This window comes from Actinoplanes sp. URMC 104, assembly GCF_051386375.1.
Taxonomy (GTDB): domain Bacteria; phylum Actinomycetota; class Actinomycetes; order Mycobacteriales; family Micromonosporaceae; genus Actinoplanes.
In genome coordinates, this window is the sequence record NZ_JBPQTO010000004.1 from 1,225,845 (window position 1) to 1,237,773 (window position 11,929).

Below are 11,929 nucleotides of genomic sequence, written 5' to 3' on the forward strand. Positions count from 1 at the left end.
GCGTGCCCAGTGTCCGCAGCCGCCGATGGACCTCGGTGGCCGCCGGGTGCCATTCTGGGCGCGTGACACCGTCCGCTGATCTTTCCCCGCCCCGGCGGCCGATCTTCTTTCCTGTGGTGATTGCCACCGTTTTCCTCACGATCATCGCCATGACCGGCGGGTTCGTGCTGGGCGAACGGCAACGCGACCAGGAGAGGGCGAGTGGCGGCGGGGCGCTGCCCAGCGGGGAGCCGTCGGTGTCCGCCCCGCCCGCCTTCCGGCCGCCCGGCCCGTTCTGTCCCGGGTTCACCCGGCGTACCGCGGAGGACGCCGGCTTCACCTCCGAGCTCTGGCTGGTTCTCAAGGTCTACGCCGAGAAGACCGACAGCACGTACTGGATCTGCACCGACCGCGACGGCGAGCTGTTCTACCAGAGCTGGACCTCCGGCGGCGACGACCCCGACGCGACAGCGCCCCCGGCCGACAACGGGCTCTTCCTCAAGGGCGTCGTCCGTACCGGCAAGAACACCTACAAGGTGGTCGCCGACGACAAGAACGAGTTCGTGGTCAGCCCCGACTCCGTCGCGGTGACCCTCGCCAAGAACAAGAGAACCCAGCGGTACGACGTGCGCCGGTGCGAGCGGGAATCCCGCGCGGCGGAGAGGGGTTGTTGAGAGCGGCCGGTGGGCGACCTGGAAAGATTGGTCTGCATTCTGCAATCCACCTGGCACGAAATCACGATCACGGAGGTAGGGCGCACCGTGGCCCAGTTCATCTACGTCCTGGAAAAGGCGCGCAAGGCGCACGGCGACAAGGTCGTGCTCGACAACGTGACGCTGAACTTCCTGCCGGGCGCCAAGATCGGTGTGGTCGGCCCGAACGGCGCCGGTAAGTCCACGCTGCTCAAGGTCATGGCGGGCGTCGAGACGCTCAGCAACGGTGAGGCCCGGCTGATGCCCGGCTACACCGTCGGCATGCTCGCGCAGGAACCCCCGCTCAACGACGCCAAGACCGTCCTCGGCAACATCGAGGAGGCCGTCGCCGAGACCAAGGCGAAGCTCGACCGGTTCAACAAGATCGCCGAAGAGATGGCGACCGACTACACCGACGAGCTCATGGAGGAGATGGGCAAGCTCCAGGAGGAGCTCGACAACGTCAACGCGTGGGACCTCGACTCCCAGCTCGAGCTGGCGATGGACGCGCTGCGCTGCCCGCCGCCGGACGCCGACGTCACCCAGCTCTCCGGTGGTGAGCGCCGCCGGGTCGCACTGTGCAAGCTGCTGCTCGAGGCGCCCGACCTGCTGCTGCTCGACGAGCCCACCAACCACCTGGACGCCGAGAGCGTGCACTGGCTGGAGCAGCACCTGGCCAAGTACGCCGGCACCGTCATCGCCATCACCCACGACCGGTACTTCCTGGACAACGTGGCCAACTGGATCCTCGAGCTGGACCGCGGCCGGACGTACCCGTACGAGGGCAACTACTCCACCTATCTCGACAAGAAGGCCCAGCGGCTGGCGGTCGAGGGGCGCAAGGACGCCAAGCTCAAGCGGCGCCTCACCGAGGAGCTCGAGTGGGTGCGGTCCAACGCCAAGGCCCGCCAGACCAAGAGCAAGGCCCGCCTCGACCGCTACGAGGAGATGGCCACCGAGGCCGAGAAGACCCGCAAGCTGGACTTCGAGGAGATCCAGATCCCGCCGGGCCCGCGCCTGGGCAACACGGTCATCGAGACCAAGGACCTGACCAAGGGCTTCGACGGGCGCACGCTGATCGACCACCTGTCGTTCTCGCTGCCGCGCAACGGCATCGTCGGCATCATCGGCCCCAACGGCGTCGGCAAGACCACGCTGTTCAAGACGATCGTCGGGCTGGAGAAGCCGGACGAGGGCACCGTCCGCGTCGGTGAGACGGTCAGCCTGTCGTACGTGGACCAGAACCGCTCCGGTCTCGACGGTGACAAGACCGTGTGGGAGGTCGTCTCCGACGGGCTCGACCACCTGATGGTCGGCAAGGTCGAGATGCCGTCCCGGGCGTACGTGGCGGCGTTCGGCTTCAAGGGCCCCGACCAGCAGAAGCCGGTCAAGGTCCTCTCCGGCGGCGAGCGCAACCGGCTCAACCTCGCGATGACGCTGAAGATCGGCGGCAACGTGATCCTGCTCGACGAGCCGACCAACGACCTCGACGTCGAGACGCTGTCCAGCCTGGAGAACGCGCTGCTCGAGTTCCCCGGCTGCGCCGTGGTCATCAGCCACGACCGGATGTTCCTCGACCGGGTCGCCACTCACATGCTCGCGTGGGAGGGCACCGACGAGGACCCCGACAAGTGGTTCTGGTTCGAGGGCAACTTCGAGGCGTACGAGAAGAACAAGATCGACCGTCTCGGCGCCGAGGCGGCTCGCCCGCACCGCGTGACCTACCGCAAGCTGACGCGTGACTGAGCGGTTCATCCACGACGTGCCCGTGCGCTGGTCCGACATGGACGCGTACGGGCACGTCAACAACGCGCGCTTCCTCACGCTGTACGAGGAGGCGCGCGTCGCCATGTTCTTCGTCGGCGCGCGCAAGCACGGGCTGGGGTCCTTCGAGGAGGGCATCGTCATCGCCCGCCACGAGATCGACTACCTGCGCCCGGTCGACTACGGCGATCCCGTACGCGTCGAGATGTGGATCTCCGAGCTGCGCGCGGCCGCGTTCACCGTCTCGTACGAGATGTTCGACGACGGCGTGCTGGCCAGCCGCGCGAAGTCCGTGTGCGTGCCGTACAACCTGGCCAACGGCCACCCGCGCCGGCTCAGCGACGCCGAGCGCGAGTTCCTCAGGCCGTACCTCGAGGTCCCCGCATGACCCCGCGCGGTCGGTCATGAGTGCGCACGGCCTGGTCGGCGTCCCCGACGCGGGCGCCTTTCTGGCCCGGCTCACGAAGCTGGACCCGGCCGCGCCCGTACGGCTGCGTACCGCCGGCGGCCGCGTCGCGTTGTGGGGCCGGCTGCCGTGGGAGGTGCTGGTGACGCGTGAGGTCGCCGGGCACGGTCCCGAGGACGCCACAGTGTCGGCCGCCGAGCTGCTCGGCGTGCTGGCCCGCGGCGGCGACGAGCTGCCCGCCCGCCGGGACGCGCAGTGGCGCTGGCCGCTGCCCCCGCCCGGCGGCGAGACCGTCGAGTCGGTGTCGGGCGCCGAGCTGAGCCGGCTGGCCGAGGCCGCCGCCGGCACCTTGCGCGAGGTCTCGTCCGCGGGGCTGGCGGGCCGGTCGGTGGGCCAGCGGGCCGTCCGCGACGCGTTGCTCGACCACGTCGCGCTGGTCGTGACGCTGCCCGGCGGACGCCCGGTGGAGGTGTCGCAGCGACTCGTTCAGGCGATCTCGCGCATGGGTTTCCTCGGACCGGGGGACAATGAGGGTCCGGACACCCGCATTCGTCTGGCGGGGACCTGGGTGGGTCTTTCTGCACCATATGGAGTCGCCTGGCTACAGGCCGTCAAGAAATTGACCGTTACGCCTATAGCCGTTCACCCGAAAGGGTGATGGACGATAGTACGACCGGTCCCGCCCTCCCGTTGGGGGGATGACCTCCGCGATCGGTACGGGTACCGTCGGCCCTCGGATCCACTCGCTACGTCCGGCGGTGGGTTCGCTGGGGAGTGAGGTGCACAACGATGCCGTGGTGGTCATGGCGTCCGGGTTCGGCCGCGGGCAACGCCCCGGAGACCGACGACGATTCGACGGTGCGCGGCGCGGTGCGGGTCGGCGTTCCGGCGCAGCGCGAGCCGGCGCGGCTACCGGCTCCGGTCGAGACCGCAGCCACCGAGGAGCCCGAGACCGTCGCCCCGGTGACGCTCGCGCGCATCGGCAAGGCGCTCGACCTGCTCGACATCCGCTTCCTCGCCGACGGCGGCGGGAGCCTGCTGGCCATGTGGGAGCGGCACGCGGTGCTGTTCACCCTCGAGGGCCCCGACGACGAGATCCTGGTCATGCGCGCCCGCCCGCACGCCACGGTCCCGCCCGACTGGGCCGACCGGGCCTACCGCGTGGTCAACGAGTGGAACCACACGCGGCGCTTCTGCAAGGCCTACGTGGGCGACCCTACCGAGCGCGGGCAGCTGCCCATCTACGCCGAGCTCCAGGTGCCCCTGGCCGCCGGCACCCACGACGCGCTGCTGGTGGAGCTGCTCGACTGCGGCGCCGCGGTCGCCACCTCGTTCGTCGACTGGCTCCACGACGAGGGCGCACTGCTCTAGCCCCGTCCACAGCTGGCGTTTTCGCCCGCTCGGCGGTGCGGACGCGCCCGTCCACAGCATTCAGCACGCCCGCTCGGGTACGGACGCCCCCGTCCACAGCAAGCGGAGCGGAACAGACCGCCCGGCCACAGCATGCAGCTCGCCCGCGCCGCGAACGGACGCGCTCGCCCGAAGCATGCAGCTCGCCCGCGGAGCGAACGGCTTGCCCGCGCGCAGCATGCGGCACGCCCGTGGACCGAACGGACTTGCCCGGAGCATGCGGCACGCCCGCGGAGCAACCGGAAGCGCCTGTCGAGTGCATGCGGCACCCCCGGCGAGCGAACGGAAGCGCCCGTCGAGAGCATGCAGCACGCCCGCGGAGCATCCGAAAGCGTCCGCCCAGAGCACGCGGCACTCCCGCGAAGCAACCGGAAACGCTCGTCGAGAGCATGCGGCACCCCCACGGGGCAGAGGCGAAGCGCCCGCCCAAAGCACGCGGGAGCGGAACAGACGCGCCGTCCACAGCAACGAGTACGCCCGCGCAACGAACCGACGCGCCCATCCACAGCAGTCAGCTCACCCGCGGAAGCGGATCGCACGCGCCTGTGGACAAGCGCACTCCGATCCCCTCCGCAGGCGTAGTCTCGGCCCCGGTCCCTGGGTGGGCGGGGGAGGCGGTGGCACACACCAAGATCAAGGCCCGACGGCCGCCGGGATCACCGCAGCGGGAAGAGCCCGACCCGCCCGTGGTACTCGCGCCCCAGCTCGTCGGTGTCCGACCCCACGAGCAGCCCCTGAGGCACCGCGACGAACACCCGCACCCCCACCCCGCGCTTGCGGGTCGGGTTCCACGAGAGCGCCCGCCCGGTCGAGGGGCTGACCGCTCCGATGCCCACTCGTGACACCGCGCCGGGGCCGGGCCCCTTCGCGTCGGTGCCGTACGGGTTGTCGAAGTAGCGCTGGTGCCCGCCCAGATAGACGGCCGAGCCGGTCACCGCCACCGCGTAGAGCGAGTCGCCGCCGGTGCGCTGCACCCAGGTGGGGTTGTGCCGCCCGGTGCCGCCGGCCTCGAACCGCGCGGCCGAGTCGCAGAGCCGGTCCGGGGAGGACGCGCGCCCGGTCGCCGCGACCACGAAGTAGGAGCCGTCGGGCGAGAACTTCACCTGGCGCAGGTACGTGTCGAAGCCCTTCATGCACTGCGGCTTGTACGCGTCGGTGTACCAGCTGGTGAGCTGCGCGGACGGGCCGGAGACGTCGAACATGGCGATCTGGGTGCGGTCGTACCCGCTCGCCCGCAGCAGCGCGCCGACGGCGACCAGCCGGCGCCCGTCGGGCGAGATGTCGAAGTGCTCGACGCGGGTGCGGGCCAGCCCCGGCGAGGTCAGTTTGGCGTCGAAGCCGGTGTCCACCGCGCCGGTGGTGGCGCTCAGCCGGGCGAGCCCGGCCCGCCGCACGCCGTTGATCTCCTGGAACGTGCCGGCGGCGTACAGCCGGGAACCGCGGGCCTGCAGCGCCCGGACGTCCCCCCACCCGATCTTGGCGCCGAAGGCGCTGACCCGCTGGCCGCCCATCGTGAGCCGGGTGATGCCGCGCTGCGCGGTCCCGTTCACGCTCTTGAAGGCGCCGCCGGCGTACACCGTGCCCTCGGGTCCCGCGGCCAGCGTGTAGACCGCGCCGTCGACCTCGGGGGAGAAGCCGCGGACGGCGCCGTCGTACAGGCCGAACGCGAAGATGTTCTTGCGCGCGAACGTGGTCCGCCGGTTGCTGTCGGCGACCCGGGTGAACACGCCGCCGACGACGACGGTGTCGCCGACCACGGCCATCGACCACACCGTGCCGTCCAGCACGTGCGGCGTGAAGTCGACGGGATTGGGGGACACCACGGTGGAGTGGGCCATGTCGGCCGCGGCGGGTTGCGCGCACGCCACGGCGGCGGCAACGGCGGTGGCGGCGGCGAGCAGGCGGCGGCGCATGGCGGAGCTCCTGGTCGTATAGCGACTTTGTCTACCGCTCAACGACACAGTCACCCGGCAGGGCACGCCGGGGCCCGTCTCACTCCATGCTGTTGACCATGAAGTAGGCCGCGCGCTCCAGGTAGTTCCACAGCTCGTCGTGCTGCTCCGGGGGCAGCTCGAGCGAGTCGACGGCGTCGCGCATGTGCTTGAGCCACGCGTCGCGCGAGGCCGGGTCGACCTTGAAGGGCGCGTGCCGCATCCGCAGCCGCGGGTGGCCCCGCGTCGACGAGTACGTGTTGGGGCCGCCCCAGTACTGCATGAGGAACAGCGTCAGCCGGTCGGCGGCCGGGCCCAGGTCCTGCTCGGGATACATCGGCCGCAGCAGCGGGTCCTCGGCGACGCCCTCGTAGAACCGGGCGACCAGGCGCCGGAAGGTCGGCTCGCCACCGATGGCGTCGAAGAAGCTGGGAGCGGTCACCCGTCCATCCTGCCAGCCGGATCCGCGGGCGACCGGGGTGGTCAGGAGCGTTCCGGTGTGACGCTCGTCGTGACCACGGAGGGCCGGGCGGGCGGGGGCGCGCCGGCCTCGGCGGCCTCGGTGGCGGCCGCGAACGTGGCGGCGCTGGGCCACCGGTAGGCCAGGCCTGCCAGCACGGCCGTGCCCCCGACGCTCCACAGGCCCACCACGAGCGGGAGCCGGAAGTGGTCGGCCAGCAGCCCCGTGACGATCACCGCGCCGAACTGGCTCAGCTGCAGGCCGGTCTGCATCACGCCGTACGCGCGGGCGCGGTAGCCGTGCGGCAGGATCAGCACGAACTTCCCGTTGAGCGTGGGCATGACGCCGCCCTGGGCAAAGCCGGACACCGCGACCGTGAGCGCGACGACCGGCGCGGGCGGGGCGAGCAGCGCGGGCACCAGCGCGAGCGCCGACAGCACGGCGAGCGGCCGCACGAGCCGGTCGCGCAGGGCCGGGCCGGCGAGCCGGTTGATCAGCAGGCCGCCGGCGACGAACCCGATCGGGCCGGCCGCCATGATCAGGCCCTGGTTCAGGCCGCGGGTGGCCGGGTCGCTGGTGCCCTCCGCGGCCCAGGCGGCGGCCAGCCCCTCGGGCACGACCGCGAACATGGTCAGGACGAAAACCATGATCGCGATGGCGCGCAGCGTGGACACGCCGAACACCAGCCGGAAGCCCTCGCCCGACTCGCGCAGCAGGTGACGGCGCTGCGCGCGGCTGTGGGCGGGCGGCCGGGGGCGTACGCCGGTGGCGACCAGCAGCGCCGAGACCGCGAACGTGGCGACGTCGATGGCGAGCGCCACCTGCGGGTTGATGCCCGCGGCCAGCGCGGCGCCGGCCAGGTAGCCGAAGACCTGGGCGGCCTGCCCGCTGGTCACGTTGGTGGCGACCGCCATCGGCAGCAGGTCGCGGCCCACCACGAGCGGTTGCAGCGCCGACCGGGCGGCATGGGTCGGGGGTGCGCCCAGGCTGGCCAGGAACACGATCAGCAGCATGACCGGCATCGGCGTGTGCGGGACCAGCAGCAGCGCGACGAGCACCATGCGGTAGAGGTCGGCGGCGATCAGCACCCGGCGGTACGCGTACCGCTCGGCCAGCGCCGCGAGCAGCGTGCCGCCGATGACCCAGGGCAGGAAGGTGACGGCGAACGCGGCCGCCGACAGCAGCACCGACTTGCTCTGCTCGTAGACCAGAACCGTGATGGCCGCCCGGGCCAGGTAGTCGCCGATCCAGCTGATGACCAGCGACAGGTAGAGCGCGCGGTACTCGCGGATCGCGAAGAGGTCCCGGAAGGTTACCGTCCTATTACCCTCCGTAGTCGCGTCGGCACTGGACGCCGTACGCGCTTCAGGGTCTCCGGACACCGGGTCCTCCATCGATCTCGGCTCTCCGCCGGGTCGCGGCGGTCACCGGGCCCGCCCTCCCGCGTGCTGTGAGCCGACGGGAACGTGATGCCGCATGTGCAGATGCTCAAGCGGATTGTGCCCGATCGTCCGAGTCGATGCTAGGGCGTACGGGCGAATTGTCGGCCGTTCGGTCGAGCCCGAGCCTCCCCCGTACGAACTAATCCCAGCTCATGTCGCCCCACCGGCCGGCTGATCAGTTCCGGAATTCCCGAGGTACGCGGGCGGGACCGCACCGCGCGGCAGCAATCGAGACGCGGCGATGCGTTCGGACAGCCCGGAGGACTCCAGCGCCTCGGTGAGCGCCCGCCGAAGCTCCCGCTGCACGATCACCTGACCGTCCGCGGTGGTCTTCGCGATCGTGCGGATCGTGGCGCCGTCGACGGTCAGCTGCTCGACGCCGACCACGTCCGGCGGCTCGAGGAACTCCGTCTGGTGCTCGGGTTCGGCGGCCACCGCCTCGGCGGCCTCGCGCAGCACCGCGATCGCCTGCTCGGAGTTGACGAAGCCGATCGGGATGTCGATGACGACCATGGCCCAGCCCTGGCTCTTGTTGCCCACCCGCACGATCTCGCCGTTGCGGATGTACCAGAGCACGCCGCGCGCGTCGCGGACCGTGGTGATCCGCAGCCCGACGGTCTCGACCACGCCGACCGCCTCGCCGACGTCCACCGTGTCGCCCACGCCGTACTGGTCCTCGAGCAGCATGAACAGGCCGGCTATCAGATCCTTGACCAGGCTCTGCGCGCCGAAGCCCAGCGCGACGCCGACGATGCCGGCGCTGGCCAGCAGCGGGCCGAGGTTGAAGCCAAGCTCGCCGAAGACCAGCAGCGCCGCCATCGTGAAGACGACCGCGCTGACGAAGCTGCGCAGCACCGAGCCGATCGCCTCGGCCCGCTGACGCCGGCGCTCCGGGATGAACTGGCCCTCCTCGGCGGCGACCCGTTCCTTGAGCGGCTTGAGCAGCGCGGGCATCGACGCGCGGCTGGTGCTGGTGGTCAGGCGGTCGATGGCCCGGTGCAGCAGCCAGCGGATGAGCATCGCGACCAGGATGATGCCGATGATCCGCAACGGCTTCACGATGATCACGTAGCTGCTGTTGGCCAGCCACTGGTTGCCGGTCCACTCGTAGATCCGGCTGCACACCACGTCGGTGTTGCAGACCTTCGACACGTCCGGGGTCGTGAAGATGTCGGGCGTGGGCGACGGGCTCGGCGAAGGGGCTCGGAACAACACGGGTAGCCACCGTACCGGGCGACGCTGAACCCGCTTTCAGCCACCGCACAGCGCGGGGACCTCAGACGTTTACCGCCCGGCCACGGATTGCGCTCGCAATTTGGTCATCCATCAGGGACTATTGGGCCACGAGGCATCGCCGTCGACGCCTCGGCACTCGACGATGAAATCAACCGAGAGCGGTGACAGCGCCTAACACCGAAGGGTGATCGCGATGCCTGACATACGACCCACAGTGGGCTCCTCCGCGTTGGTTCTGAACGCCACCTACGAGCCGCTGTGCGTCGTATCGGTGCGTCGAGCGACCATCCTCGTGCTGACCGCCAAGGCGGAGTGCGTCACCGACGGCGACGGCATGCTGCACAGCGTGCACACCGACCTCCCGGTCCCGTCGGTGGTCCGCCTGACCCGCTACGTGAAGGTGCCCTACCGCACCCACGTCGGCCTGTCCCGCCGCGCGATCTTCGCGCGGGACGGCGGACGGTGCGCCTACTGCCGGGGCTCGGCCGAGACCATCGACCACGTCTTCCCGCGCAGCCGCGGGGGCCTGCACGCCTGGGACAACGTCGTGGCCGCCTGCGCCAAGTGCAACCACAGCAAGGGCGACAAGACCCCCGCCGAGCTCGGCTGGCGGTTGCACGCCATACCGGCGGCGCCCCGGGGAGTCGCGTGGCGGGTGCTCGGGCACCGCACGCCCGACCCCCGTTGGGCAGACTGGCTGGACCTTCCCGCCGCCCCGGCCGCACCGGCCGAGGCGGCTTGATTTTTCTCAGGCTCTGGTCTCAGACGTTGTCGGCGTCCACCAGCGATGCGAAGACGACGATGTTGTCCTGGTAGCCGGTGCTGCCGCCGATCCAGCGGCCGCCGCAGGTGACCAGCCGCAGCGACGGGCGGCTGTAGTCGCCGTAGACCCGCTGCGCCGGCAGCTTGCCCTTGTCGAAGTGCTCGACGGTGTTCACCTCGAAGACGGCGACCGACCCGTCGGCCCGGGTGATCTCGATGCGCTGCCCCGCCTTCATCCTGGGCAGGGAGTGAAAGACCGAAGGCCCCGTACGGGTGTCCGCGTGCCCGACGATCAGCGCCGGCCCGAACTGCCCCGGCGTCGGGCCGCGGTCGAACCAGCCGGCCTCGTTGTGCCGCTTGAGCGGCGGCACGGCCACCGACCCGTCAGCGGCCAGCCCCACCCCGAGGATCGGCGCCCGCACGTTGATCGCCGGGATGCTGATCAGCTCGGGGCGGCTCGGCTCGAGCACCGGGAACTCGCGCGGTGGCGGCTCGTTGCCCGCTCCGCCGAACAGGCCGCCCAGGCTGAAGCTCGTGGCCGCGCCCAGCCCCATCGCGACCACGAACAGGCCGACGAACAGCAGGGCCAGCGCGACCAGCCCGACCGGCCACGGTCGCTTGCCGCGCATCGGGCGCGGCGGCGTCGTGGGCAGCGGCCGGGGGGCGGGGGCCCGGAACGGCGGTCGTCCCGGGGCGGACGGTGGCGCCGGCAGCGGGCCCGTGATCGTGCCGGGCGGCGGGGCGACGATCTGCGCCGGCCGCTTGCGCAGCACGGACTCGGGCATGCGCGGCCCGGTCGCCGGCGGAGGCTGTCGGTAGGCCATCGGCGTCTCAGCCGAACCGCCGCCGGCGCAACGAGTACACGCCCAGCGCGAGGGCGGCCGCGACGATCGCTAGGCCGCTGCCGATCAGCACGGGCGCGTTGCGGCCCGGCGCGGTCCCGCCCCCGCCGGTCGCCGGTCCGCGCGCCGGCTGCACCCGGGCGACCACGTGCAGGGTCGCCGACGCCCGCGCGCCGTCGGGGCAGGCCAGGTCGATCCGGTAGTCGCCGGGCCGGGTGTTGGCCGGCACCCGGGCGGTCGCGGTCAGGAACCCGTACCGCGGTGACACCGTGACCGTGCCGAACAGGCCCGACGTGACCGAGGCGGCCTTGAGATTGTCGTCACAGGAGGCGCGGAGTCCGACCTCGTCACCCGCCGGGAGCGTGCTCGGGCTCAGCTCGAGGAAGATGGCTGCCCGGGCCTGCGCCGGAGCGGCGACGACCACCGGGACGAACAGGACAGTTAGGCCCAGGACGAACGTCGCCAGGGCGCCGGGGACGGACAACCGCATCGATTCCCCCTCCTGCCGTTCGCAAGCGTCAGGGCACGAACGGCGCGTGTGGGTGATTTTCGCATCCCAGGGCCCATTCCGCCGAGATCCCGACGGCGTGACCGTCGAACTGCCCTTGCCCGCCACCGAGTTCGAGACCCGACGCTCCGGGACGACAGGCGCTCCGCTACCGTGACTCTTGTTCGTGTCAACAGGGAATACGGGCGCCTGGGGGCGTTGAGGTTGTCGATATCAATCACCGTTCTGGTCTACGTGCTCATTCCGGCGGTCGTGATCGCGCTGGTGAGCTCGCTCGTCTTCGCGGGCAGCCACAAGTCGCAGCCGGATCGCCGGTACCGGCCCGGCCGGCCCTACGACTTCCGGCCGATGTGGTTCCTGGCCTCGCCGGAGCAGATCACCGGCGCCGGTGACGGCGCGCATGCCCGGCGGGCGCTGACCGGTCCCGTGCTGGAGGACAGCAGCGGCGCCCGGGTGAAGCCCGGTTCCACAGGAGGCGCAAGTGACAGCTGGTGACC

The 11,929-nt window shown here is 71.3% G+C and carries 13 protein-coding genes; 7 read left to right on the plus strand and 6 right to left on the minus strand.

Annotated elements, in window-relative coordinates; translation table 11 throughout:
- Window positions 1-116: 116 nt before the first annotated feature.
- The 5 genes from ACSNN8_RS19605 (at window position 117) to ACSNN8_RS19625 (ending at window position 4,212) form a co-directional block, all read left to right on the plus strand.
- Complete coding sequence (locus ACSNN8_RS19605; RefSeq protein WP_436650655.1) at window positions 117-653, plus strand: hypothetical protein; 537 nt, start codon at window positions 117-119, stop codon at window positions 651-653.
- Window positions 654-740: 87 nt separating this feature from the next.
- A complete protein-coding gene (ettA, locus tag ACSNN8_RS19610) occupies window positions 741-2,417 on the plus strand; it encodes an energy-dependent translational throttle protein EttA (protein WP_436650656.1) in 1,677 nt (558 codons plus the stop codon).
- Window positions 2,410-2,823 carry an acyl-CoA thioesterase gene (locus ACSNN8_RS19615; RefSeq protein WP_436650657.1) on the plus strand — a complete coding sequence of 138 codons (414 nt, stop codon included), beginning with the start codon at window positions 2,410-2,412 and terminating at the stop codon, window positions 2,821-2,823. The genes ettA and ACSNN8_RS19615 overlap by 8 nt, the downstream gene beginning before the upstream one ends.
- A gap of 16 nt (window positions 2,824-2,839) precedes the next feature.
- A complete protein-coding gene (locus ACSNN8_RS19620; protein WP_436650658.1) occupies window positions 2,840-3,499 on the plus strand; it encodes a hypothetical protein in 660 nt (219 codons plus the stop codon).
- 131 nt (window positions 3,500-3,630) lie between these two features.
- Entirely contained in the window at window positions 3,631-4,212 is a 582-nt protein-coding gene (locus ACSNN8_RS19625) for a YbjN domain-containing protein (protein WP_436650659.1), read from the plus strand.
- 695 nt (window positions 4,213-4,907) lie between these two features.
- Here ACSNN8_RS19625 and ACSNN8_RS19630 read toward each other — a convergent pair.
- The 4 genes from ACSNN8_RS19630 to ACSNN8_RS19645 form a co-directional block, all read right to left on the minus strand.
- Complete coding sequence (locus tag ACSNN8_RS19630; protein WP_436650660.1) at window positions 4,908-6,164, minus strand: PKD domain containing protein; 1,257 nt, start codon at window positions 6,162-6,164, stop codon at window positions 4,908-4,910.
- Between the two features lie 79 nt (window positions 6,165-6,243).
- Window positions 6,244-6,624, minus strand: coding sequence for a globin (locus tag ACSNN8_RS19635; RefSeq protein ID WP_436650662.1), 381 nt, complete (start codon window positions 6,622-6,624; stop codon window positions 6,244-6,246).
- Between the two features lie 41 nt (window positions 6,625-6,665).
- Window positions 6,666-8,024: an MFS transporter gene (locus tag ACSNN8_RS19640; RefSeq protein WP_436650663.1), complete on the minus strand. Its 1,359-nt coding sequence runs from the start codon at window positions 8,022-8,024 to the stop codon at window positions 6,666-6,668.
- A 210-nt stretch (window positions 8,025-8,234) separates the two neighbouring features.
- Entirely contained in the window at window positions 8,235-9,299 is a 1,065-nt protein-coding gene (locus ACSNN8_RS19645) for a mechanosensitive ion channel family protein (RefSeq protein WP_436650664.1), read from the minus strand.
- A 214-nt stretch (window positions 9,300-9,513) separates the two neighbouring features.
- Between ACSNN8_RS19645 and ACSNN8_RS19650 the strand changes: the two genes are divergently transcribed.
- A complete protein-coding gene (locus ACSNN8_RS19650; RefSeq protein ID WP_436650665.1) occupies window positions 9,514-10,062 on the plus strand; it encodes an HNH endonuclease in 549 nt (182 codons plus the stop codon).
- Between the two features lie 19 nt (window positions 10,063-10,081).
- On the opposite strand, the gene ACSNN8_RS19655 is transcribed toward ACSNN8_RS19650, so the two are convergent.
- Both ACSNN8_RS19655 and ACSNN8_RS19660 read right to left on the minus strand, forming a co-directional pair.
- Window positions 10,082-10,867, minus strand: coding sequence for a class F sortase (locus ACSNN8_RS19655; RefSeq protein ID WP_436650666.1), 786 nt, complete (start codon window positions 10,865-10,867; stop codon window positions 10,082-10,084).
- Between the two features lie 46 nt (window positions 10,868-10,913).
- Entirely contained in the window at window positions 10,914-11,414 is a 501-nt protein-coding gene (locus ACSNN8_RS19660; protein WP_436650667.1) for a hypothetical protein, read from the minus strand.
- 222 nt (window positions 11,415-11,636) lie between these two features.
- Here ACSNN8_RS19660 and ctaJ point away from each other — a divergent pair, with 222 nt between their 5' ends.
- Window positions 11,637-11,927, plus strand: a complete 291-nt coding sequence (ctaJ, locus tag ACSNN8_RS19665) for an aa3-type cytochrome oxidase subunit CtaJ (protein WP_436650668.1) — start codon at window positions 11,637-11,639, stop codon at window positions 11,925-11,927.
- Window positions 11,928-11,929: the final 2 nt, after the last annotated feature.

Coding starts and splice junctions, on each gene's coding strand:
- ACSNN8_RS19620 (WP_436650658.1), top strand. CDS start 2,840: ATGAGTGCGCACGGCCTGGTCGGCGTCCCCGACGCGGGCGCCTTTCTG.
- ACSNN8_RS19625 (WP_436650659.1), top strand. CDS start 3,631: ATGCCGTGGTGGTCATGGCGTCCGGGTTCGGCCGCGGGCAACGCCCCG.
- ACSNN8_RS19630 (WP_436650660.1), bottom strand. CDS start 6,164: ATGCGCCGCCGCCTGCTCGCCGCCGCCACCGCCGTTGCCGCCGCCGTG.
- ACSNN8_RS19650 (WP_436650665.1), top strand. CDS start 9,514: ATGCCTGACATACGACCCACAGTGGGCTCCTCCGCGTTGGTTCTGAAC.
- ACSNN8_RS19655 (WP_436650666.1), bottom strand. CDS start 10,867: ATGCCCGAGTCCGTGCTGCGCAAGCGGCCGGCGCAGATCGTCGCCCCG.
- ACSNN8_RS19660 (WP_436650667.1), bottom strand. CDS start 11,414: ATGCGGTTGTCCGTCCCCGGCGCCCTGGCGACGTTCGTCCTGGGCCTA.